Raw genomic sequence first — 21,609 nt, forward strand, 5'->3', positions numbered from 1 at the left:
CTCGACGCATTCATTGCTCATCGAGCCAAGGGCGTGACCATAGGGGGCGGAGCGGTTATCGCCGCCGGGGCCGTGGTGACGCGCGATGTGCCGGCTCGCACGGTGGTGGCCGGCGTCCCCGCGCGGGTCGTCAAGAATCTCTAGACAACGGGGAGTTCGAGGTCGGGCGGCTAGTTGGACTCTGGGCATTGGGGGACGCTGCCGCCATGCCCGGCGAGAAGCTCGTCGTAATGGGCGATCTTGTAATCCAGGCGATCAAGCCCCGCCTGGATGCGCTCCAGCCGCTCGCGCGCCGCATCGCGCTGCTCGATGAGGATCTGCTTGCGCGCCTCGAGGGTTGCATCGCCTTGCTCGAAGAGCTGCATGTACTCGATGAGCGCCTCGATGGAGACGTTCGCGCCACGCATACACTTGATGAACGATACGCGCATGCAATCGTCCTCGTCGTAATCGCGGATGCCGCTGGCATTGCGACGCACGCGCGGGAGCAGCCCGATCCGCTCGTAATAGCGGAGGGTGTCGGCGCTGATCCCATATTCCTCTGCGACTTCGGCGATGCGCATGGCGGCTCCTTTCGACGTGCGCGCGGCGGGCGCGCATCTTTGCGGCGGGCGCGTGCTCACTGGGCGCACGGGCGCGCACGCGTGCGGCCCGCGATCTGTTCTCCATCGTACGACTTGGAGCTCACTCAAGGGCAAGCAAATTGATGTTTGGTCTTGCGCCGGCATTCGAGCCAGGGCTTGCGCCGCTGACGGAAAGATGCGCTTGAGGCCATCCGTTTGGGGTAGGACAGAAGTGTCGCAAAGCGCGCTGAGACCACGTCGAAAGGAGCGGTCATGTCTACTGAAATGCTGTTCTTTGTGCTGCTGCTGGTGGTGTGCGCCCTCATTGGCTATCTCGCCATCCCGCGCGTGATGAGGAAGTGGTCCGTGGCGACCAAACCCACGGACGAGCGTTTGGATTACGCGTCGCATCTAGGCGAGGAGGTCGACCAGGGCACGTTGGGGGAGGTGACCTCCGAGCGCGAACGCGCACCCCATCGCGACCAAGGAAGCACGCCGATTCGCCAGTTATAGATTGCTTCTTGAGGTTTTTCGTATCGATATTAGGTTTCGCCGAGTAGACGCGTGTTTGCAGCAGTAAAAGCGCAGGTTGCAACTGCTTGCATGCCTCCTCTACTCGGCGATGTGCGATGCGAGTACGAAAAAGCTCAACTTGTTTGCGGAATATGCCAAAAAATGGCTTAGGACGACCCGTTTTGCCTTAAGGTTCGATACCTGCCTTGCGGCCGCCTCCGTGGCGAATGTGGCGATGTGGTGATTTGGGTTCGGGTCACCAAGGGGAGATTTGCCTTGGAGCCGACTCAAAGTCCTAGTATCGCCATATGGCGCGGCCGATTGTCAGGGTTCGAGCTCAAGGGGCTCATGGAATCCGCATCACGGCTGCGCTCGGTCACTTCATCGCGCATAATGCCGGGGCTGCCAGAGAAATGGGAGGCGACATGCAGTACACCAAGCTGGGCACGACGGATATCGAAGTCTCTCGCATCTGCTTGGGGTGCATGGGCTTCGGCGATCCCGGCAACGGTCAGCACGCTTGGACCCTGGGATACGAGGAGTCCGCGATGATTATCGCACGTGCACTGGGAGAGGGCATCACCTTCTTCGACACGGCCATGGGGTATCAAAACGGGACGAGCGAGGAGTACGTCGGCCGGGCGCTCGCCAAGTACGCGAGACGCGATGGTGTGGTCGTCGCCACGAAGTTCGTCCTGGGCGGACTGCACGCCCCTGCGGGGGAGCGGCCGGGCGATCGCGGGCCGGAATCGGTCGATTCCAAGATCGAGCGATTGCTCGATGCGAGTCTCGCCCGCTTGGGCATGGACTACGTCGATTTGTATATCTACCACATGTGGGATTGGAATACCCCCATCGAGGAGCTGCTGCCCGCGCTCGATCGCCAGGTTCGGGCGGGCAAGATACGCGCATTGGGCATCTCGAATTGCTATGCGTGGCAACTTGCCGAGGCGAACGCGATCGCCCGCGCCAACGGCTGGACCCCATTTTCGGGCTATCAGGGACATTACAACGCGATTGCCCGCGAGGACGAGCGCGAGATGGTGCCCCTTGCGGCGACCCACGGGATCGCGCTGACGCCGTACTCCGCGCTCGCTGGTGGAAGGCTCGCCAAGGCCCCCGGTCAGACCAGTAAACGCCTCGAACTCGATGCATATGCGCACGGCAAGTATGACGCCACGGCGGACGTCGATGCGCCCGTCATCGAGGCTATCGCGCGCATCGCGGGGGCACGGGGCGCGGCTATGACGGAGGTCGCCCTGGCCTGGCTGCTCACCAAGGTGGCCGCCCCCGTGGTGGGGGCGACAAAACCGCATCATATCGATGGCGCCGTTGCCGCGTGCGACCTCGTGCTCACGCCCCAGGAGATCACGGCGATAGAGGATCCCTACGTGCCCCATGCGGTGGTGGGCGTCGTCGCCGAGAACCGTCCTCCGGTGTCTATTTGAGATTGCGTCCAAAACTGCGGCGAAGCTTCGCGCTGCGATGCCTGCGCAGACTTTCGCCGCGTATGTGGTGCACTTACGGTATGCTTGCACGGATATAAAAATGGCTCGATAGATGGTGCGGAGACGCACGGCAGCGAGGCGCGTGCCTCGTCGCCAGGAGAATCGGGGTGCGAGTCCCCGGCTATTCCAGTAACCGTGATTCCCACGCATGCGGATGACGCGTCGCAGATCGGACGGCGCGCGCATGCGGCGATGAGGATGAGTCGGATCGCCTCTCTATCTGCGAACGTCCAAAGGGATGGGCGGGGCCCTGGATGAAAGGGGTGTCTGGATGGCCAGAACCCGTATGGCGGCCTCGCGCCGTCACATCGTTGTCCGCCGCGCGTTGGTGGCGGCACTCACACTTGCAATGACAGTGGGGCAGGTGCCCACTGCCGCCTTTGCCGAGGCACTCGGCGCGGATGCGGCTGCGGTGGAATCCCTCGCGGACGGAGCGCAATTGGCGGCAACCAATGCGAATCTTGGCGCAGCGAGCGAGCAGGGTGCCGAGGGCGGACTCGCGGCAACCGTGGGGCAAGCGGGTGATGAGGCTCAGGATGCCGAGGGCGCCGTTGAATCTGATGGCGAAGCCGAGGCGAACGCCGCCGATGCCGCAGGGAATTCGTCCCCCAGCGATAGTGCCGGCACCGTAGATGCCGACGGCGACGAATCTGCCGTCAAGGCAGATGGCGCCGATGCCGCTGCGACGGGAGCGGATGAGGCCACAGGCACTGGCAAAGAGGAAGCCGATGTCACCAACGATGACGCTCAGGTTATCGAGGTTTCCATTGCGGTCATAGGGCCCGACGCGAATGACGTCGACGTGCAATGGACGGGCAATGCCAAGATGGCGCTCAAGGCCGAAGCCGCGACGGTCACGACGGCCGATACGGCCGAGGCGGACGAGTCGGCTGCCGAAGCGACGGCGTTGGGGGCTGCGGCCACCGACGTAACGGCAGCAGGCCCCACGGCGGCAGACGCGACCGAAGCACTGTTCAATGAGAGCGGTTTGGACGCTGACTATGGAATGGGCAGCTATGGGTTCTATCTGAACACCATCGCCTCGCCGTATACGGGCGAAAAGCTCGGCTGGGACCAAGAGACGGGCAAGTATTGGCAGCTTTTCGTCAACGGTACGGCTTCCGATGTCGGAGCGAGCAGTGTGATGCTCAAGACCGGTGACGTAATCACCTGGGCATACTCCGCGTACGGCTCGGCCATCCCCGAGGTTTCGCCGGTGACGCCGCAGCCCGATGCCGAGCGTCCCGATTGGGACAGCGCATGGCCGGGGTACGCCAGCGGATCGAACACCACGGCACCCACGCCCACGGACGAGGTCAAAGAGTCGTGGGTCACCCAGATTAAAGATTCCGCCGATTGGGCCACGAACGTTTCCGATCCCATTTACGTTGGCGATTACGTTTATATCGCTGCCGGTTCAAAACTGCTGCAGCTCAACGCGGAAACCGGCGAGACCGAGCGCGAGGGCACCTTGGTGGCGCCCATCAACTCCATTGCCCGCATGGTCTATGTGGATGGCCGCATTATCGTGCCTCTTTCGGGAGGTCGCCTTCAGGCCTTGACCGCCGACCGCCTGGCTACGCTGTGGATGACGCCCGCCCTTTCCGCGACCGAGCAAGGCGACCAGCAATCCTTGAGCACGTTGACACTCGGCGATGGGTGCGTGTACTTCGGCACCGCGGTGGCGGATTGGTCCGTCACGTACGGAGGTAGCCTCGTATGCGTTGACATCCAAACGGGCAAGGTCCTCTGGTTTCAGGAGAACTCTGAGAAGGGCTACTACTGGTCGGGCGCGGCACTTGCCGGGTCATACGTGGTAGTTGGCGATGATGCGGGTGCCGTTATCGCACGCGATGCCAAGACGGGAGCGGAGGTCTCGCGCGTCGACGTGGGTGCCTCGGTGAGGTCGACCGTGGTGACCAGCGATGGCGGCAAGACGCTGTTCGTGGTGAGCATGGATGGCGTCCTGCATCGCCTTTCTTTAAGTGACGCCGGTATCTTGAGCGAGACGGGCAAGGTGAAGTTCGCAAAGACCTCCACCTCCACCCCGACCATATCTGGTGGCAAGCTCTTCGTGGGCGGTCAGTCTGAGACGTACATCCAGGTGAGCAAGTGGGTGAAGGCCTATTACGGCGTGCTTGCGGTGATCGATGTGGAGTCGCTGTCGGTGAGCGAAGTGTCGACGATCGACGGCCATGCCTTTGTTGGAGATACGAACGGGCAGGCGACGAGCGCAGAGGTCAAAAGTGCTCCCGTCGTGTCCGTTCAAAACGGCGAGACCTACGTGTACTTTACGGCGAATTGCAATCCCGGAGGCGTGTATTGCTACCGTCTGGGTGACACGGACGCGAGCCTCATCTACACCCCTGACGCCGATCATCAGAATTACTGCATGGCGTCCATTACGGTTGGCCCTGATGGCACGCTGTATTACGTGAACGATTCGGGCGCGCTGTTCGCCATCGGTTCGGCTGCGACCGAGGGCGGCGACCAGGGCGGCGATGGCAACACCGGCGGTGGATCCGACACTGGCGATACCGACAGCGGCAGCACCGACAACGGCGGCTCCGACGGCAGTGATGACGACCCCACGACCGAGACGCCCCAAAAGGACAACGAGCCCAATGCAGGCGCGCGTCCGGTAGGCGCGCCACTCACCACGGCGAAGAAGGCCATCAAGAACGCCAGCGGCAACACCAAGAAGTCGGCGAACGATGGTGATGAGGAGGACGAGACGTCGGAAGAAGCCTCTGAGGAGGCCTCGGAGAGCGGATCGAAAGCGGCTTCCCGCACGGCTGCCACGTATGCGGCAACGCATGCGGACGGTACGGCCGATGCACCTCTGAACGTGGTCCTGCCAGTCGCGGGCATGGCTGCCGGCGTGATCGGTCTTGTCGGAATAGGCTTTTGGCTGTTCCGTCGTCGCGTGTAAGTGCAGGGAGGATCGAAGATGCAAGACGAGAACCGGGACGATAGCAAAAACGAGAGCCAGGAAGGCAAGCTGGGAGCCACCGAACCCCATCCGGAGCGTCGGACTCTGAACCGCACGCAGCTCACGTTCGTGTCCATCGCCGTGTTACTGTGCCTAGCGCTTATCGGCGGCTCCGCGTGGTCGCTGGTGTCGGGCGGGGGGCTTCCCGTTGGCGCCGAGGCACAAGGCGAGGGATCGAGTGTTCAGACGAGCGACTCGTCCACCGCGAGCAAGGAGCCGGAACTCGATGAGGCGGATGCCTCCGAGGATGCGTCCGATGCAGTCGATGAGCCCGTCGCTGGTGACGATGCCTCTGGCGGAGCATCGTCCGGACTCAAGAGCGATGCGAGCAACAAGGACAAGACGGGATCGAACGCGGGCGGAGACGGCTCGGGTTCTTCGAGCGCCGGGTCGGGTGCATCGGGCTCATCGGACGCTCAAGACTCTACAAGCTCCGAGCCCCGTACCGTCACCGTGACCATTTCCGCGGATGGAACCGTTGGGGGCGGAAGCGTGGTCGGTCCCGTAACGCTGACGTTTGACGAGGGGGCGACGGTGTATGACGCGCTCGCGAACACCGGCTGGTCGCCTTTGGCCGAATGGGGCGCCTTTGGAGCGTACGTCACCTCGATCAATGGCGTGGCGGCTGCTTCCGATACAGGTTGGACGTACACGGTGAACGGCTCGCAGCCCAATTTCGCGTGTAGCGCCTACACACTCTCCGACGGGGATGTCATCCAGTGGACATTCGTTAAGGTCAAATAGGCCAGAGATATATAATGGGCTCGACCTCGGCTGTATGCCGGTAAAGAGACGGAGGCGGTTTGATGGGTGCAGAACGGACGCTGAAAAAGGTCCTAATGATTGTCCTTGCAATCTTCGTTGCGGCTGCAGTCCTCGTTTTCGTACTTACGCACCTCTTCCGAGGCGAGCCTCGAACACTTGAGCTCGGCTCATTTGAAACCGCCGCGACTCTTCAAATCGATAATTACCCGGTATTGGGCCCAGACGGTACGCGGCAAACCGATGACCCAGATCACATCGACCGCGCGCGGGCCATCTTGGAGCATGCGACGTTTGTGGAGTGGCTTGATTACGATCAGTATCAGAAGGACCAGATCGGCATGTGTGGTGGCTACTTCACCGGTCTAACTCTGTATGACGCTACGGGAAAAGAGCTGGTCAGTGTGACATACAACCCAGGCTATTCCGACTACGCCCCCAATGGTTCGTCGGTCGCGCTGTTTGACGGGCGGCTCGCGTATGTGATGCAGGGCGATCAAGAAGAACTGATTCGATTTGCCGATGAATGCGTTGAAGAGGCGCGTGCGGAAAACGGTCAGTCCACGAATCTTTGGCGATTCGTGGACTGACTCTAAGAGGGCTGTTTGCCTATTGGTTACTCCGCGTCGCTCGCGTTCTGCTCTGCCACGGCCTGCATCGCCACGGCGCCGATGAAGTTCACCGGTTGGCAGAAGTTGGGCTGGAAGAACAGGTCCACGTTGGCGAGCTGGTCGATGGTGAAGCGCGCCTGGATGGCGATGGAGATCGCGTTGGCGGCCTCGGCTACGTCGTGGCGGCACAGGAACTGCGCGCCGAGTACGCGACGGGTCTCGGGGTCCCAGGTAAGGGTCGCCGTGACGGGCGTGGTGGTGAGCATGAAGTCCGGGCGGTAGTCCTGGACGAGTGTGGTGGAACGGGCGTTCACGCCGCGGGCCTCGGCGCCCGCCTGGGTCAGGCCGCTCGCAGCGAGGGACAGGTTGTAGAGCTGCACGGCGCTGGTCGCCTGGGTCCCCAGGTACTTCTGGACGGGCTCCTCGATGTTGGCGCCCACGAGCAGGGCTTGGCGCACCGCGTTGGTGGCAAGCGGGATGTAGTCGTAGGTGCCGGTGGGGTTGTAGAGCACGGTGCAGGAGTCGCCGGCTGCCAGGACGTCGGCGCGGGCCTCGTCATGGCCGGCGAGGAAGGCGCGCATGTACTCGTCGGTCTTGATGGCGCCGTTGGGCAGGGTCTCGAGCTGTCCCGCGAACAGGTCGGTGCGCGGCAGGAAGCCCGCACCCATGATGGCGTAATCGACCTCGTACTCGCCGGCGGTGGTCACCACGGCGACGCCATTGCCGTCTTCATTCAGGCGGAACTCAGTGACCATCTGGCCGAGGGCGAGCTCGACGCCGTGCTTGGCATACTCGGCCTCGACTTGCTCCGTGATGGGAGCGTCGAAGTTTTTGGCCAGCGCGCGGTCGAGGCCGTCGATGAGGATGGCGTGCACACCCGCCTCGCTGAACTGCTCGACGAGCTCCGCGCCAATGTAGCCCGCGCCGATGACGGCGACGGAGGACGCCTTCATGGCGTGGTCCTTGATCGCCTTGCCGTGATCCCAGTTCTTGCAGAGCATGACGCGGCCGTCTTCGAGGCCCTCTGCCAGGCCGGGGATGGGCGGCATGACGGGCTTGGAACCGGTGGTCACGACGAGCTTGTCAAAGGAATAGGTGGTCTCCTCGCCGCTCTCGAGGTCGCGCGCGACGAGCGACTTGCCGGCAACGTCCACGGAGAGCACGTCGGTGCGCATGTGCATGTTCGCGCCCAGTTCGGCCAGCGCGGCAGGGGAGGAGTAGAACATGCGGTTGGGGTCGCTCACGTGACCACCCACCCACAGGGCGATGCCACAGGAGAGGAACGACAGCGTGTCGTTGCGCTCGAAGACGTGTACGGTCCAGCTGGGGTGCGCGGTGAGGATGGCCTGGGCGGCGAAGGTGCCGGCATGCGTGCATCCAACGACGGCTACGGTCTTGGGGGCGGAGGTGGCGCTCATGGGGTCTCCTTGCGATGGGCATCGGCGCGCCGTGGCGCTCGACGCGATGTGGCAGGTGCTTCCACCTGCAGCGTAGTTCGTTGAGAAATGATATAGAAATAGAAGCAAATAGCAAGCGCTGTTCGGTAAATGGACGGGCGGTGCCGCTCGCGCGCATCGGCTCCATCGTGGGGTCCAGATGCCTCAGCGGGGCCGGAGGGGCGTGACGCCATTGCGGTGCCTGGTCTTTCGCATCGCATCGCACGGGCACATGTGCGACCATGGAGCGGACGCGTATACACGCCGCCTGTTGGGCGGTGAGAGGCGGGAGGCCACGACATGAATCCATTCGAGCGCAAGTCCGTAGAGCCGTCGCCGGCAGAGGACCTGCTGGCGTTCATCCACGAGAGCCCGACGATGTTCCACACCGCGGCGTCCATTCGGGCCCGCCTGGACGAGGCGGGCTTCACGTACCTGCCCGAGGGCGATGCGTGGGACGTGCGACCGGGTGGCGCGTACTACTCCCAGCGAAACGGGTCGAGCGTCGTCGCGTGGCGCGTGGGAGAGGGCGTCTCCGCCCGCTGCGACGGCGCCGTCGTCGATGGGCTGCAGGGGGGCGGCATCGGGGAGAAAGGGGCCGAGGCCGACGCGGCGGGTCCGCATGGCGCGGTGCCCGAGGGCGGCGCGCCGTACCACTTCCAGCTCACGGCATCGCATTCGGACTCCCCGTGCTTCAAGGTGAAATCGGACGCCGAGGTCGAGGGGCCTGCGGACTACCTGCGCCTCGACACCGAGGCGTATGGCGGGATGATGGATTACACCTGGTTCGACCGTCCCCTGTCCCTCGCCGGACGCGTGCTCGTGCGCGACGGGGCCCGCATCGAGAGCCGCCTGGTCGCGCTCAACCGCGGCGTCGCGCTCATCCCGAGCCTCGCCATCCATATGAACGGCGAGGTCAACAAAGGGTTTGCGCCCAATCGTGCAAGCGACCTGTTCCCGCTCGTCTCCGCCGGAGACCTGGGCCGCGGTTCGCTTGACACGCTGATCGCGGATGCCCTCGAGATCGACCCGGGGCAGATTGTCGCGCGCGACCTGTTCCTCGTGAACGCCGATAAGGGCCGCGTGTGGGGAGCCACCGACGAGTTCATCTCCTCTCCGCGCCTCGACGACCTGATGTGCGCCTACACCTCGCTGCAGGCGTTCATCGCCCGGGGCAACGCGAACGCCGTGACGGTGTATGCGTGCTTCGATAACGAGGAGGTCGGTTCGGGCACCAAGCAGGGCGCCGCGTCGACGCTGCTCGCCGACGCGCTCTCGCGCATCAACGCCTCCCTAGGGTATGCGCCCGAGGACCTGTGCCGAGCGCTTTCGGCCTCGATGCTCGTGAGCTGCGACAACGCTCACGCGCTGCATCCGGCCCATCCGGAGCTGGCCGACACGCTCGCCCGTCCGCAGATGAACGCGGGCCTGGTGGTCAAGGAGGCCGCCAACCAGCATTACTGCACGGATGCGTTCAGCCGCGCCGTCCTTACCGCGATCCTCGACGATGCGGAGATTCCGCACCAGTGCTTTTCGAACCGCAGCGACAAGGCCGGCGGCTCGACCCTCGGCAACATCTCCAACATGCAGGTGAGCGTCCATGCGGTCGATGTGGGCTGCGCCCAGCTCGCTATGCATTCCTGCGTGGAGACCGCCGGCGCCCGCGACGTCGAGCTCGCGATCGAGGCACTGGCGGCGTTTTACGGAGCGGATATCCGCATCGACGGGGCGGAGGGCGTCGAGCTGGCGTAGCCCGCCATCGCGACGCTGCTGCTCCCTCCGAGACGCCGTCGCCCCCTTCTGCGACGCGGCTGCCATCGCGATGTGGCTGCCCGCCCTGCCTCGCGGTTAGCGGATGAAGTTCGTCGGCTTTGGGCTTTCCTGCTCGGGAAGCTCGATACCAGCGGCGCGCCCGGCCTCGAGAGATCGCAGGATCCAGGCCATGTTGCGGGCGAGCTGCCGCATAGTCCATAGCCCCTCGAGATCCTGCTCGACCTCCTCGGCGGTGTTGCCGTGCACCATGTTCCAGTAGCGTGAGCTCACAATGGGCATCTGCGAGATGGTGAAGAACTTCTGGATGTCGTCGAGCGATGCGGTGGTTCCGCCGCGCCGTGCGGAGACGACCGCCGCGGCGGGCTTGAAGCGCAGGACATCCGGGGCGCCGGCGTGCCCGTTGGAGTAGAAGAGCCGATCCATGAAGCTCAGGAGCGATCCGCTCGCGTGTGCGTAGTGCACCGGTGCGCCAAAGACGAAGGCGTCGGCATCGACGGCGAGCGCGCGGAATTCGTTGACGGCGTCGTCGAAGATGCAGGCGCCCGTCTGGCGGCACCGTCCGCATGCCATGCATCCTGCGGCGGGCTTGGCCCCAATCCAGAATATCTCGGCGTCGATGTTCTGCCGCCCGAGCTCTGCCGCGACCTCCTCGAGTGCGCGATCGGTGCACCCGTGCTTGTGCGGACTGCCGTTGACGAGCATGACCTTCATAGGGACTCCCTCCGTTGTGTGTCCAGTAGTGCTGTTGTGCCGTTATACCCAGCGCCTCGGGCACGCGACGCGTCTGAACCAGCTGCCATCTGGTATAGTTCCGCAGATGCATGCAATGACGGGGTCGCCTTGCGGCCTCGGTCGAGAAAGGACCGTTCATGATCAAGGAGCTCGTGAAGGACGAGGCCGTCTTGTCCACCCCGTGTGAGCCCGCCACTGCCGCCGACGCAGAGGTCGCCCAGGATCTGGTGGACACTCTGCTGTCCATCGAGGACGCCGCCTGCCTCGCCGCCAACCAGATCGGCGTGACCAAGGCGATCATCGCGCTCGCCGACGACGAGGGCAACGCGCATGTGATGTTCAACCCCAAGGTCCTGTTCGGCATGGGCGCCTACAAGGCAGAGGAGAGCTGCCTGACCCGCGAGGGCTCCGTGAAGGTGACCCGTTTCGCCAAGATCAAGGTCTCCTACGACGAGCTCGTCGACGGCGAGCTCAGGGCCCGCAAGCGCGATTTCGTGGAGTGGGGCGCCGAGCTCATCCAGCACATGTGCGATCACTGCCAGGGCAAGCTGGTTTAACGCTTTTTTCGGACGATTGTGAGAGCCGGTCCCTCGCGCGGACCTTGAACTGCCTCCCTTTTCTTGGACATGAGAAAAGGGAGGCCTCTTGTATGTCTCGAAAGCCTTTGCACGACGCCGCCGGATGGCCGCGAGGATGCGGCCCGCCCGGCGTGGTCGGGTTTCGGGCGTGTGCGTCGCGCACCGTGGTCGGGCTTCGGGCGCCCATTCCGCCCCGCGAACCACGGTTCCGAGCTCTTGATCCGATTCAGGCCCCAGGTCTCTGGTCCTACGCCTTGCGGCGCACGCGAACGGCCGTGCCACACGCCGTGGTCATGATCATCTCGGCGAACGTCTCGTAGCCTACGTTGGCGCCGATGATCGCGTTCGCGCCCAGATTCTCTGCACGCTGCGACATCTCGTGCAGGACCTCTTCGCGCGCCTGGGCCATTTCGTCCTCGTAGCCCGCCGAGCGCCCGCCAAAGACGTTGCGAAGCCCCGCGCCGATGTCGCGGAACATGTTGATGCCGCTCACGGCCTCCCCGGTGACGATGCCCAGATACTCAACGACCTCGTAGCCATCGAGACTGTTGGTGGTGGTAATGGTGAGCACTGCGTCTCCTTTCCGGACGGCATCGCCGCCCTCTGCTCGCATGGTCGCCATGTCCGCGCGCTCGCATCGACCGGAGGAACCACGTGGACCGTGGTCGTTCGACCATATCGGTGTTGCAGCGCTTATACCCACTCGTGTGGATATTGAAGAGTGGTCAAAATACCCTAATAGTGCGCAAAATCGAGACCAATGGACAAGAGTGCATAATCGATGGCTGGCTGTTTTCGCAGGTAAAGCGTCTGGGCTATCCAATGCCGCAGTCTCTTGAGCCGTCGATTCTCCCGTCGTGCCGGTTTTACCTGTGCAAATCCTCGGGTTTTGTCACCAGTGTTGGGAATTGCCGGCGCAACATTAGGGTATTTTGACCACAGTTGAGAATCCAGATCAAGAAAGGCTCAAATCGTATGCAATTTGACGCGAATCTTATGCAAGCACTCGCGTGGGCGGCGATGGGATGCGGCTTTACATGGCTCATGACCACCGCTGGCTCCGCGATGGTGTTCTTTTTTCGCAAGGACCGCGCGGTTACGCACCGCATCTTCCTCGGGTTCGCGGCCGGCGTGATGATCGCTGCGAGTGTCTGGTCCCTGCTCAACCCCGCCATCGAGCAGGCCGAGGAGCTTGGGCAGGTCGGCTGGGTCCCCGCTGCGGGTGGCTTTTTGCTCGGTGTGGCCTTCCTCATGGCGCTCGACACGTTTCTGCCACATCTGCATGCGGAAGGAGAGCAGCCCGAGGGAATCCAAACGAGCTGGAAGCGTACCACGCTGCTCGTTTCGGCGGTGACGCTCCACAACATCCCCGAAGGCATGAGTGTGGGCCTGCTGTTCGCGATGGCGGGGCAGGCGAGCGGTGCCGAGGCGACCGCATATCTGGGCATGGCCATGGCGCTTGCCATCGGCATGGGTCTACAGAACTTTCCCGAGGGGGCGGCCATTTCGCTGCCGCTGCGTCGTGAGGGCATGACTCGCGGAAAGGCATTCGTGCTGGGAAGTCTCTCGGGCATCGTGGAGCCCATCTTTGGCATCCTGGTGGTGCTGGTGAGCGGCCAGATCGCCCCGTTTATGCCCTGGATGCTCGCGTTTGCCGCGGGTGCCATGATCTACGTTGTGGTCGAGGAACTCATTCCCGAGGCACACCTCGGTGAGCATTCCAATATCGGGACCTTGGGCGTCATTGCCGGGTTCGTCATCATGATGGTGTTGGACGTCGCCCTCGGATAAGGCGTGCCCTGTATGCGCCGTCGATGCAATGCGTGACGCGGTTGGGGCCCCTGGGAGTCTCCAGAGCCCCACCGCGTCACCAAGTTGAAGTGCTCGATACGGGCGCCGGGGACGCTTTGCGCTTCAATGCCTATTTTTCGTGGCGGGCGTCGTGCAGTTCACGTGCGGCGGCAGCACGCGCCTCGCGGGCATCGCGCAGTGCATGGTGGGCGTCGACGGTGGCATTTCGAGCTTCGCGTAGGGTGTCGGCCAGCTGGGGGTTCTTTTCGGCGACACGCTTGACCAACGGTCCATCAAGTTCCTCTTGCGTGGGCTCTGCCAAATAATCTATGGCATATTGCGCTGCGACTGCAGACCCCTTGGCCAAAACGGCCTCATCGACCTTGTAGTAGCAGGAGTGCTGCGCGAACGTGGCGCCGATTTGTGCATTGCGGCAGCCCACAAAGGCCAGTACGCCGGGAACGCGCCGGAGGTACTCGGAGAAATCCTCACCCGACATGGTACCGCGGTAGTGTCCCTCGCCCTCGGGGCCGAGTGTCTTGAGCACGGCCCGCCTGCAGCGCTCGCTTGCCTCCACCTCGTTTTCGACCTTGTAGTTCGCGATCGTGTAGTCGGAGAGCTCGGCCTCGGCGCCATGCGCTTGGGCGATATGCACGGCAATGCGCTCGATCAGCGCGGGCATGAGCTCGTGGGTGGCATCGGAGTACGTGCGCACGGTTCCCTCCAGGTGCGCCTCTCCGGCGATGACGTTGCGCGCCGTGCCCGCATGCAATTTGCCCACGGTCACCACGGCAGGTTCGTAGGGGGAGAGCTCGCGGCTCACGATGGTCTGCAGGGCATTGACGATTTCAGCGGCGACCATGACGGCGTCGCTGCCGCGCTGAGGCATGGCTCCGTGGCAGGACGTGCCGTGCACATCCACCCGGAACCAGTCGGTGTTGGCCATGCGTGGCCCCGGCTCGCAGCTGATGGTCCCGGCGTCAACCTCGCTCCAGATATGCATGGCAAACGCCCCATCCACGCCCTCGCACACGCCCGCCTCGCACATCATGCGCGCACCGGATCCATTCTCCTCGGAGGGCTGGAACACCACACGGATTTCTCCATGGATGTCATCGGTCATGTGGCGCAGAATCTGTAGCGTGCCGAGCATCATGGCGATATGGCAGTCGTGACCGCAGGCGTGCATACATCCCTCGTTGACGCTGGCGAACTCTTCGTTCGTGCGCTCGGTGACCGGCAGCGCGTCGATATCGGCGCGCATGAGCAGGCGGCGGCGCGGTGTTCCGTCCGCGCGATAGGCGTCTGGCGCCGTGCCGCGCACCGTGGCGACCAGGCCGGTTTTGAGCGGGCGCTCGTAGGGGATGTTCATGGCGTCGAGCTGGCCGGCAATGTCAGAGGTCGTGCGGACTTCCTGCAGGCTCAGTTCAGGATGTTTGTGGAAATGACGGCGCTGCCGGATGATGTAGGGCTCGAATTCGGCGGCGATTGCGAGGATTGCCGAGGTGACCTCTTCGCCCGAGCGCTCATTCGAACTCGCCATGATTTGCTGTGCCTTGGTCTGTGCCATGGTCCACCCCATTTGTCCGTAAAAACAAGCACCTCTAGCTTACCGCGAGAGTGCGGGGTGTGGGATGTGCAATTGAATGTCGATGCAGCGCTACTGGGCGTCGTCGGTTTTCTCGAATTTCTTAGCGATCTTCTTCGCCGAGCGCTTGATGTTGGACATCAGGCCGCCAGCTGGATGCGCGGCGTTGAAGGCGTCTTGCTTGTCGCGCTTGGCGCGCTCCTCGATGATGATCTCGCCGTAATCCTCGACCAACCGGTCGTAAAAGGCCACGGCACCGTCGATATCCTCCCGATTGGGGCGGCCCTTGTTCATGCCGCCCACCAATTTGAACGGCCCGTAGGTGTCAAAGCCAGGGCATCCGTACATGCATAGCAGGTTGGCGAATTTCATGCGGCAGACGCCGTCGAGGTCACGGCCGTTGAATTTGGCCTGTCCGCCGTAGGTCATGAGTCCTACGACCTTGTCGCCGTCACGTAGGCAGTGGTCGGCAACGCGCAGGAGGTCTTTGTCAAAGTTGCCGTAATAGATGCCAGATGCCATGATGATGATATGGTAGGGGGAGAGGTCGGGATACTCGTTCTTCCCGAGTGCTCCGACATCGATCGTGTCGATTTCCGGGTGTGCCGCGACAATTGCATCCACGAGTTTCTTGGTATTGCCGTGGTGCTTCGAGCGGTAGACGATGACGGTCCTGAGATCCATGGGACGACCTTTCGTACGCGATTCGCAAATGTCAATCATAGCGAAATCGCTTTACCTGAGGAGGTGGCGTCAGCGGGGCGCCACTCGATGATGGGGCGAAGCTTCACATGGTGTCCGCGTTGTAATACCTCTGGTTCTTTCTCATACCAATATAAAAAGTTCTGCACAACTCGGTCAAGCGGATATCAGGGTATACATAGGGCCGAAAAACAGGGTGGATGTCGGATGCGGCATTCTTGTTCGAACAGGAGCGATGTTGTACACGGATAAATATGCAGGTGAAAAGCTGTATAAGGGATGAACGGTCGAAAAACTCCGGTAAACGGTATGAGAGACAGAAAAGATTAAAAACTCGGGAACAGAACATTCACAACTGCTATAGTGAATATCAACTTGTTACGTGGTTACTACCAGTGCTGTGCGAACGGCGCAGCCGAAGAGCGAGAAAGAGGGATTGATGGTCGGTTTCATTTTGACTGGTCACGGACACTTCGCAGACGGTATCAAGAGTGCGCTCGATATGGTCGCCGGCGATCAGGAGAACTTCGAGATCGTCCCGTTCGAGGGCTCTCAGGCCGCCACGTATGGTGATGACCTCCGCGCCGCCATCACCAAGATGCGTGGCGAGTGCGAGGAGGGCGTCATCGTCTTCGTCGACCTTCTCGGCGGCACCCCCTTCAACCAGTCCATGATGATCGCCAACGATGTCGACAAGCTCGAGATCATCACCGGCTCCAACCTGCCCATGATCATCGAGCTGCTTTTCGCCCGTAATGGCGCGACCGACGTGACCGCCCTTGCCGAGCAGGCGGTCGCTGTGGGTCAGCAGGCCGTCACCCGCCAGTCCCTCGCCTCCGTCATGGGCGCTGCCGATGACGATACCGAAGAGGACGGCATTTAATGGCTGACTTCGGGCAAAACGTCCTCGCCTCTTCCGTTGCCCTGCTGCTTATTATGGCGGTCATGGGCCTCGTCTACTTCCTGTGGTCCAAGGCCAACATGAAGAAGAAGGTCAAGTACTTCGAGCACATACACACCGACCTCGCGGCAGGTCAGCGTGTGATGTTCGGCGGTGGCATCTTCGGTGAGGTCAAGAGCGTGCAAGGCGACGTCGTCGAGGTTAAGGTTCGCTCAGGCGCGACCCTCGATGTCTCCCGCTACGCCATCCAGGAAATCGTCAAGTAGTCATTCTCTACACGGCATCAAGGGGAACGGCACCGCCAAGCGGAACGCGCGAACCCAGTGCAATAGGCCAATCAGCGAATACGAAAGGAACGGATCGCAATGGCAGAGCCTAACATTCTTCTTACCCGTATCGACAACCGTCTGATTCACGGTCAGGTTGCCACCCAGTGGAACTCCACCTTGGGCTCCAACCTCATCCTCGTCGCCAATGACGAGGTGTCCACCAACACCATGCGCCAGAATCTCATGAAGATGGCTGCTCCCACCGGTGTCCAGACTCGCTTCTTCTCCATCCAGAAGACGATCGACGTCATCCACAAGGCCTCCCCGGCCCAGAAGATCTTCATCGTGCTCGACTCTCCTCAGGACGCGCTCAAGCTCGTCGAGGGTGGCGTGCCGATCAAGAAGCTGAACATCGGCAACATGCACATGGCCGAGGGCAAGCGCCAGGTGGCTACGACCGTCGCCGTCGACGACGACGACGTGGCCTGCTTCCGCAAGCTCCAGGAGCACGGCGTCGAGCTTTCCATCCAGCGCGTGCCCAGCACGCCCGTTGAGGATACCAACAAGCTGTTTGCGTAATGTGGGGGATTGCGAGCAGTTTGTTTGTATACGGGGCGAACAATCGCCTCGGTCGTAACACTTATTACGAGAAAGTAACTTTGAAAGGAGGAGCATAAGATGGAAGCGAATTTCCTTCAGATCGCCCTGGTCTTCCTGGTGACCTTCGTTGCCGCTATCGACCAGTTCGACTTCACCGAGTCCCTGTACCAGCCCATCGTCACCGGCCCGATCATCGGCGCCATCCTCGGCGATGTGCAGACCGGCCTCGTCGTCGGTGGTACCTATCAGCTCATGACGATCGGTAACATGCCGATCGGTGGTGCTCAGCCGCCGAACGCTGTTATTGGTGGCATCATGGCGGCCGTCTTTGCCTGCACGCTCGAGATGGATCCCAACGTCGCCGTTGCGACCGCGATTCCGTTCGCTCTGCTGGGCCAGTACGGCGTCACCCTGTTCTTCACCCTGCGCGCCCCGCTCATGGAGTCCTTCCGTGCCGCAGCCGTGAAGGCCGACACCAAGGCTATCACCAAGCTGACCGTGATCTCCGAGGTCATCCTCGGCCTCATCTTCGCCTTCATCGTGACCCTGTTCTTCATCGGTGGTCTCACCGCTGGTCAGGCTGTTGTCGACATGGTGCCCAAGTGGCTCAACAACGGTCTCTCCGCTGCCGGTGGCATGATGAAGTTCGTCGGCTTCGCGATCCTGCTGAAGATTATGATGTCCCGCGACATGTGGGCCTTCTTCCTGCTCGGCTTTGGTCTCACGACCATCGTGCATGGCATCCCCTCGCTTGCCAAGCCTGAGCTCCTGATCATGGCCATGATTGGCTTCGGTCTTGCCTTCTGGGACTTCCAGCAGCAGACCGAGCTCAAGGGCGCTGCTTTTGACGGAGGTGATATGAGCGATGGCATCTAATGAGTTCACTGTCCCCGCACAGTATGAGGACCTGACTCCTGCACCGAACGTCGATAAGAAGACGCTCAATCGCATGGTTTGGCGTTCCTACTGGCTCCAGTCTTCGTTCAACTACGAGACCATGCAGTCCGGCGGCTGGCTCTTCGCCATGGTTCCGGGCCTCGAGAAGGTTCACACCAACAAGAACGACCTCGCTGCGTCGATGTACCACAACCTGGACTTCATCAACACGCACCCGTTCCTGGTCACCTTCGTTATGGGTATCGTGCTCTCCCTCGAGCAGAACAAGGTCGATACCCAGACCATCCGCTCCGTGCGTATTTCCGCTGCCTCCCCGCTGGGCGGCATCGGCGACGCTCTGTTCTGGCTGACGCTCGTGCCGATCACGGCCGGCATCACCTCGAACATGGCTATTGAGGGCAACCTCATTGCCCCGCTCATCTTCCTGATCGTCTTCCACGCGGCTCTGTTCGCTTGCCGCTTCGGTCTGATGAACTGGGCCTACAAGATGGGCACCTCCGCCATCGACTCCCTGACCTCCAACATGCAGGCCTTCACCCGCGCTGCCGCCATCATGGGCTGCTTCGTGGTTGGCGCCCTGACGGTCAACATGGGTGGCACCCAGATCAACCTCAACATCCCGAACGGCACCACCCGTGGCCTTGCCGCTCACACCGTTGTGGTTTCCAACGAGGAGGCCGAGAACTTCGCCGACCTCGCTATCGACACCGAGACCGCTGAGGCCGGTACGCTCGGCATGACCGACGAGGACGGCACCGCCCTCAAGGCCGCCGACGCCGACGGCAACGTTGTCGATTGCGGTATCGTCGACCTCGGCAACGGCATGAGCTCCGTCACCTATGGTGAGGTCACCGTCTCCGACGTGTCCTTCTCCGTGGCTTCGACGCTCGACACCGTCATGCCCAAGCTCGTGCCGCTCGCGCTCGTGCTTCTGCTCTACTTCCTGTTCGCCAAGAAGAACTTCACCCCCATCAAGGGCATCATTCTCATGCTGATCATCGGCATCCTTGGCGCCCTGCCTCTCAACGAGTGGCTCGGCATCACCTGGTGGACTGGTCTCTGGTAATTCCAGTTGCCTCTTGAGGGCAAATCTCCCCCAGATGCGCCTTCTCGCCCGGCGTGGGTCTTCGCGCCCACGCCGGGTTTTTCTTCTTTCGTACGTATGATCATGACTCTAGCCGGATGCAGTTGGCCTTGGTTGGGTCATTTGGATAGCCCTGTCGGAGGTTTCAATCATGGCGGTCGCTGCGCGCAAACAGCCTTTATACGATCAGCTTGTCGACATCCTCACCGATAAGATCGAGCATGAGTACAGTGCGGGCGACATGATTTCCTCCGAACGTGAGCTCTCCGAGCGCTACGGACTTTCCCGTACGACGGTTCGCCTCGCCCTGCAAGAGCTTGAGCGTATGGGCCTCGTCGTGCGTCAGCACGGTCGTGGTACGTTTGTCGCGGACCGTTCCGCACAGACCACCAACCTCATGCAGTCCTACAGCTTTACCGATCAAATGCGCTCGATGGGGCGCGAGCCGCGTACGACCATTCTTGAGTTCTGCGACTTTGAAGCGGATAAGAACCTCTCCGAGCACATGGGCGTGCGCCTAGGCGAGAAGCTGTATAAGATCAAGCGACTTCGCTCCGCCGATGGCATGCCGATGATGGTCGAGCGTTCGTATCTGCCGGTGCGCAAGTTCCTCACTCTCAAGCGCCCTCTCCTCGAGTCGATGCCCCTCTACGACATCATCGAGAAGGAGTATCGCGAAAAGATCAGTGTTGCGGAGGAGGAATTCTTCGCAAGCATCGCTCGCCCTGCTGACGCCCACCTGTTGGGCATTTCCGAAGGCGCGCCCGTCTTGGATTTGGTGCGCACTACGTACAACGCGTCTAACGAGGTCGTTGAGTACACGCTTTCCGTTGCTCGTGCAGACCAATTCAAGTACAAGGTTTTGCACCGCAGGGGAGAGTAGGGTCCGCCGAGTGCCAAAGTGGCACGAGCCCGTCAACTGGAGTGCATGGCCGCCACCGCTTTGTGAAGGGGCCTCATGTGTTCCCGTTGCCGGACCAATATCGCATGTGTTGGACGCACGGATCGAGTGGTCTTCAAACTCGGTGCCAATATGTGTCAAACGCATGCAATTCTGGCTTAACTGGTTACAACCACATAACCAGCTTATAATGAAAACAACTAGTAAAGGCGTTAGCCAGAAAGAGAGGTATCATCCATGTTCGAGAAGACTTCGGAGGAACTCCACGAGATCGGCGGCTATAACACCACCGTCGAGATCAAGCAGCAGCCTGAGCTTTGGCTCGATACGCTGAACATCTATCGTGAGAACCTCGAGGCCATCGAGTCCTTCCTGGCCGACGCGCGCGCCATGGGCGAGGGCCGTCTGTCCGTCGTATTCACCGGCGCCGGCACCTCCGACTACGTCGGCGACACCTGCGCCCCCTACCTCCGTCACGCGGGCGACACCAAGCTGTACGACTTCAAGCCTATCGCAACCACCGACATCGTCTCGGCTCCCCGCGACTTCCTGAACCCGGATGAGCCCACTGTCCTCGTTTCTTTCGCCCGTTCCGGCAACAGCCCTGAGTCCCTGGCCGCCGTCCAGGTTGCCAAGACGTTCGTCAAGAACGTCAAGTTCATCAACCTCACCTGCGCTCCCGAGGGTAAGCTCGCCGTCGAGTCCGCCGATGATCCGAACGCGCTGACCATCCTCATCCCGCGCGCCAATGACAAGGGCTTCGCCATGACCGGCTCCTACAGCTGCATGACTCTGCTCTCCACCCTCATCTTCGACACCGCATCCCTCGAGCAGAAGACCGCTTGGGTTGAGCAGGCCGCCAAGATGGGCGAGGACGTCGTTGCTCGCGAGGCCGAGATCGCCGAGTTCCTGTCTGGCGATTTCAACCGCGTGACCTACCTGGGTTCCGGTTCCTTCGTGGGCCTCGCCCAGGAGGCTCAGCTCAAGATCCTCGAGCTCGCCCACGGTCTCGTTGCCACTTCCTGGGACTCCTGCATGGGCTATCGCCATGGGCCGAAGTCCTTCGTGGACGACAAGACTCTCGTGTTCGTGTACATGAACAACGACGAGTACACCCGTCAGTACGACCTCGACATCCTGAATGAGATCAACGGCGATCAGATCGCCGCCAAGACGATCGCCATCCAGCAGGACGGCTCCACCAAGTTCGACGGCAAGGCCTTCACCTTCTCCGGTTTCGATGCGCTGCCCGAGGGTTACCTCGCTCTTCCGTTCGTCATGGTTGCGCAGGTCATCTCCCTGCTCAACTCCGTGCGCGTGGGCAATACCCCGGACACCCCGTCTCCTTCCGGCACGGTCAACCGTGTTGTCAAGGGCGTGACCATCCACCCCTTCGAGGCCTAATTAC

At 61.9% G+C, this 21,609-nt stretch carries 21 protein-coding genes and 1 pseudogene; 16 read left to right on the forward strand and 6 right to left on the reverse strand.

What is annotated here, in order from left to right:
* Positions 1-27: 27 nt before the first annotated feature.
* Positions 28-144, forward strand: a pseudogene (locus DWV48_RS00930) (2,3,4,5-tetrahydropyridine-2,6-dicarboxylate N-acetyltransferase); the annotation flags it as partial.
* Positions 145-170: 26 nt separating this feature from the next.
* Here DWV48_RS00930 and DWV48_RS00935 read toward each other — a convergent pair.
* A complete protein-coding gene (locus DWV48_RS00935; protein WP_118652509.1) occupies positions 171-563 on the reverse strand; it encodes a MerR family transcriptional regulator in 393 nt (130 codons plus the stop codon).
* A gap of 273 nt (positions 564-836) precedes the next feature.
* On the opposite strand from DWV48_RS00935, the gene DWV48_RS00940 reads away from it, so the two are divergent.
* The 5 genes from DWV48_RS00940 to DWV48_RS00960 all read left to right on the forward strand — a co-directional run bounded on the left by DWV48_RS00940 (position 837) and on the right by DWV48_RS00960 (position 6,928).
* On the forward strand, positions 837-1,076 hold the full coding sequence (locus DWV48_RS00940; protein WP_118652511.1) for a hypothetical protein: 240 nt from the start codon (positions 837-839) through the stop codon (positions 1,074-1,076).
* A 425-nt stretch (positions 1,077-1,501) separates the two neighbouring features.
* A complete protein-coding gene (locus tag DWV48_RS00945) occupies positions 1,502-2,524 on the forward strand; it encodes an aldo/keto reductase (protein ID WP_118652513.1) in 1,023 nt (340 codons plus the stop codon).
* Positions 2,525-2,855: 331 nt separating this feature from the next.
* Positions 2,856-5,516, forward strand: coding sequence for a PQQ-binding-like beta-propeller repeat protein (locus DWV48_RS00950; RefSeq protein ID WP_158574786.1), 2,661 nt, complete (start codon positions 2,856-2,858; stop codon positions 5,514-5,516).
* Between the two features lie 18 nt (positions 5,517-5,534).
* The gene (locus tag DWV48_RS00955) at positions 5,535-6,320 is read left to right on the forward strand and encodes a DUF4430 domain-containing protein (protein ID WP_118652517.1); all 786 of its coding nucleotides are present in this window, start codon (positions 5,535-5,537) and stop codon (positions 6,318-6,320) included.
* 62 nt (positions 6,321-6,382) lie between these two features.
* Positions 6,383-6,928: a hypothetical protein gene (locus tag DWV48_RS00960; RefSeq protein WP_118652519.1), complete on the forward strand. Its 546-nt coding sequence runs from the start codon at positions 6,383-6,385 to the stop codon at positions 6,926-6,928.
* 26 nt (positions 6,929-6,954) lie between these two features.
* Here DWV48_RS00960 and DWV48_RS00965 read toward each other — a convergent pair whose 3' ends face one another.
* Entirely contained in the window at positions 6,955-8,367 is a 1,413-nt protein-coding gene (locus DWV48_RS00965; RefSeq protein ID WP_118652520.1) for an FAD-dependent oxidoreductase, read from the reverse strand.
* 318 nt (positions 8,368-8,685) lie between these two features.
* Here DWV48_RS00965 and DWV48_RS00970 point away from each other — a divergent pair, with 318 nt between their 5' ends.
* Complete coding sequence (locus DWV48_RS00970; protein WP_118652522.1) at positions 8,686-10,137, forward strand: M18 family aminopeptidase; 1,452 nt, start codon at positions 8,686-8,688, stop codon at positions 10,135-10,137.
* A gap of 96 nt (positions 10,138-10,233) precedes the next feature.
* On the opposite strand, the gene DWV48_RS00975 is transcribed toward DWV48_RS00970, so the two are convergent.
* Entirely contained in the window at positions 10,234-10,869 is a 636-nt protein-coding gene (locus tag DWV48_RS00975) for a flavodoxin family protein (protein WP_118652524.1), read from the reverse strand.
* Between the two features lie 158 nt (positions 10,870-11,027).
* On the opposite strand from DWV48_RS00975, the gene DWV48_RS00980 reads away from it, so the two are divergent.
* A complete protein-coding gene (locus DWV48_RS00980; protein ID WP_118652526.1) occupies positions 11,028-11,447 on the forward strand; it encodes a peptide deformylase in 420 nt (139 codons plus the stop codon).
* Positions 11,448-11,715: 268 nt separating this feature from the next.
* On the opposite strand, the gene DWV48_RS00985 is transcribed toward DWV48_RS00980, so the two are convergent.
* Positions 11,716-12,039 (reverse strand): YbjQ family protein, encoded by a 324-nt coding sequence (locus tag DWV48_RS00985; RefSeq protein WP_118652528.1) that lies wholly within the window; start codon positions 12,037-12,039, stop codon positions 11,716-11,718.
* A 404-nt stretch (positions 12,040-12,443) separates the two neighbouring features.
* Between DWV48_RS00985 and DWV48_RS00990 the strand changes: the two genes are divergently transcribed.
* Complete coding sequence (locus DWV48_RS00990; RefSeq protein WP_199588809.1) at positions 12,444-13,259, forward strand: ZIP family metal transporter; 816 nt, start codon at positions 12,444-12,446, stop codon at positions 13,257-13,259.
* Positions 13,260-13,389: 130 nt separating this feature from the next.
* Here DWV48_RS00990 and DWV48_RS00995 read toward each other — a convergent pair whose 3' ends face one another.
* A complete protein-coding gene (locus DWV48_RS00995; protein WP_118652530.1) occupies positions 13,390-14,829 on the reverse strand; it encodes a M20 family metallopeptidase in 1,440 nt (479 codons plus the stop codon).
* Positions 14,830-14,919: 90 nt separating this feature from the next.
* Entirely contained in the window at positions 14,920-15,531 is a 612-nt protein-coding gene (locus DWV48_RS01000) for a flavodoxin domain-containing protein (protein WP_118652532.1), read from the reverse strand.
* A 457-nt stretch (positions 15,532-15,988) separates the two neighbouring features.
* Here DWV48_RS01000 and DWV48_RS01005 point away from each other — a divergent pair, with 457 nt between their 5' ends.
* The 7 genes from DWV48_RS01005 (at position 15,989) to DWV48_RS01035 (ending at position 21,605) form a co-directional block, all read left to right on the forward strand.
* Positions 15,989-16,432, forward strand: a complete 444-nt coding sequence (locus DWV48_RS01005; protein WP_118652534.1) for a PTS sugar transporter subunit IIA — start codon at positions 15,989-15,991, stop codon at positions 16,430-16,432.
* Complete coding sequence (gene yajC, locus DWV48_RS01010) at positions 16,432-16,716, forward strand: preprotein translocase subunit YajC (RefSeq protein ID WP_118652536.1); 285 nt, start codon at positions 16,432-16,434, stop codon at positions 16,714-16,716. Before DWV48_RS01005 ends, yajC begins: the two co-directional genes overlap by 1 nt.
* Before the next feature lie 99 nt (positions 16,717-16,815).
* Positions 16,816-17,298, forward strand: coding sequence for a PTS galactosamine transporter subunit IIB (agaB, locus tag DWV48_RS01015; protein WP_118652538.1), 483 nt, complete (start codon positions 16,816-16,818; stop codon positions 17,296-17,298).
* A gap of 99 nt (positions 17,299-17,397) precedes the next feature.
* A complete protein-coding gene (locus DWV48_RS01020; RefSeq protein ID WP_118652540.1) occupies positions 17,398-18,195 on the forward strand; it encodes a PTS sugar transporter subunit IIC in 798 nt (265 codons plus the stop codon).
* The gene (locus DWV48_RS01025) at positions 18,185-19,282 is read left to right on the forward strand and encodes a PTS system mannose/fructose/sorbose family transporter subunit IID (RefSeq protein WP_118652542.1); all 1,098 of its coding nucleotides are present in this window, start codon (positions 18,185-18,187) and stop codon (positions 19,280-19,282) included. Before DWV48_RS01020 ends, DWV48_RS01025 begins: the two co-directional genes overlap by 11 nt.
* A 169-nt stretch (positions 19,283-19,451) precedes the next feature.
* Positions 19,452-20,183, forward strand: coding sequence for a GntR family transcriptional regulator (locus tag DWV48_RS01030; protein WP_118652544.1), 732 nt, complete (start codon positions 19,452-19,454; stop codon positions 20,181-20,183).
* A 255-nt stretch (positions 20,184-20,438) separates the two neighbouring features.
* Positions 20,439-21,605, forward strand: a complete 1,167-nt coding sequence (locus DWV48_RS01035; protein ID WP_118652546.1) for an SIS domain-containing protein — start codon at positions 20,439-20,441, stop codon at positions 21,603-21,605.
* Positions 21,606-21,609: the final 4 nt, after the last annotated feature.

Source organism: Collinsella sp. AF08-23, from assembly GCF_003479805.1.
Taxonomy (GTDB): Bacteria; Actinomycetota; Coriobacteriia; order Coriobacteriales; family Coriobacteriaceae; genus Collinsella.

Excerpts from the sequence above, each read along its gene's own strand:
- DWV48_RS00935 (WP_118652509.1), bottom strand. The coding sequence starts at position 563 with ATGCGCATCGCCGAAGTCGCAGAGGAATATGGGATCAGCGCCGACACC.
- DWV48_RS00940 (WP_118652511.1), top strand. The coding sequence starts at position 837 with ATGTCTACTGAAATGCTGTTCTTTGTGCTGCTGCTGGTGGTGTGCGCC.
- DWV48_RS00945 (WP_118652513.1), top strand. The coding sequence starts at position 1,502 with ATGCAGTACACCAAGCTGGGCACGACGGATATCGAAGTCTCTCGCATC.
- DWV48_RS00950 (WP_158574786.1), top strand. The coding sequence starts at position 2,856 with ATGGCCAGAACCCGTATGGCGGCCTCGCGCCGTCACATCGTTGTCCGC.
- DWV48_RS00955 (WP_118652517.1), top strand. The coding sequence starts at position 5,535 with ATGCAAGACGAGAACCGGGACGATAGCAAAAACGAGAGCCAGGAAGGC.
- DWV48_RS00960 (WP_118652519.1), top strand. The coding sequence starts at position 6,383 with ATGGGTGCAGAACGGACGCTGAAAAAGGTCCTAATGATTGTCCTTGCA.
- DWV48_RS00965 (WP_118652520.1), bottom strand. The coding sequence starts at position 8,367 with ATGAGCGCCACCTCCGCCCCCAAGACCGTAGCCGTCGTTGGATGCACG.
- DWV48_RS00970 (WP_118652522.1), top strand. The coding sequence starts at position 8,686 with ATGAATCCATTCGAGCGCAAGTCCGTAGAGCCGTCGCCGGCAGAGGAC.
- DWV48_RS00975 (WP_118652524.1), bottom strand. The coding sequence starts at position 10,869 with ATGAAGGTCATGCTCGTCAACGGCAGTCCGCACAAGCACGGGTGCACC.
- DWV48_RS00980 (WP_118652526.1), top strand. The coding sequence starts at position 11,028 with ATGATCAAGGAGCTCGTGAAGGACGAGGCCGTCTTGTCCACCCCGTGT.
- DWV48_RS00990 (WP_199588809.1), top strand. The coding sequence starts at position 12,444 with ATGCAATTTGACGCGAATCTTATGCAAGCACTCGCGTGGGCGGCGATG.
- DWV48_RS00995 (WP_118652530.1), bottom strand. The coding sequence starts at position 14,829 with ATGGCACAGACCAAGGCACAGCAAATCATGGCGAGTTCGAATGAGCGC.
- DWV48_RS01000 (WP_118652532.1), bottom strand. The coding sequence starts at position 15,531 with ATGGATCTCAGGACCGTCATCGTCTACCGCTCGAAGCACCACGGCAAT.
- DWV48_RS01005 (WP_118652534.1), top strand. The coding sequence starts at position 15,989 with ATGGTCGGTTTCATTTTGACTGGTCACGGACACTTCGCAGACGGTATC.
- yajC (WP_118652536.1), top strand. The coding sequence starts at position 16,432 with ATGGCTGACTTCGGGCAAAACGTCCTCGCCTCTTCCGTTGCCCTGCTG.
- agaB (WP_118652538.1), top strand. The coding sequence starts at position 16,816 with ATGGCAGAGCCTAACATTCTTCTTACCCGTATCGACAACCGTCTGATT.
- DWV48_RS01020 (WP_118652540.1), top strand. The coding sequence starts at position 17,398 with ATGGAAGCGAATTTCCTTCAGATCGCCCTGGTCTTCCTGGTGACCTTC.
- DWV48_RS01025 (WP_118652542.1), top strand. The coding sequence starts at position 18,185 with ATGGCATCTAATGAGTTCACTGTCCCCGCACAGTATGAGGACCTGACT.
- DWV48_RS01030 (WP_118652544.1), top strand. The coding sequence starts at position 19,452 with ATGGCGGTCGCTGCGCGCAAACAGCCTTTATACGATCAGCTTGTCGAC.
- DWV48_RS01035 (WP_118652546.1), top strand. The coding sequence starts at position 20,439 with ATGTTCGAGAAGACTTCGGAGGAACTCCACGAGATCGGCGGCTATAAC.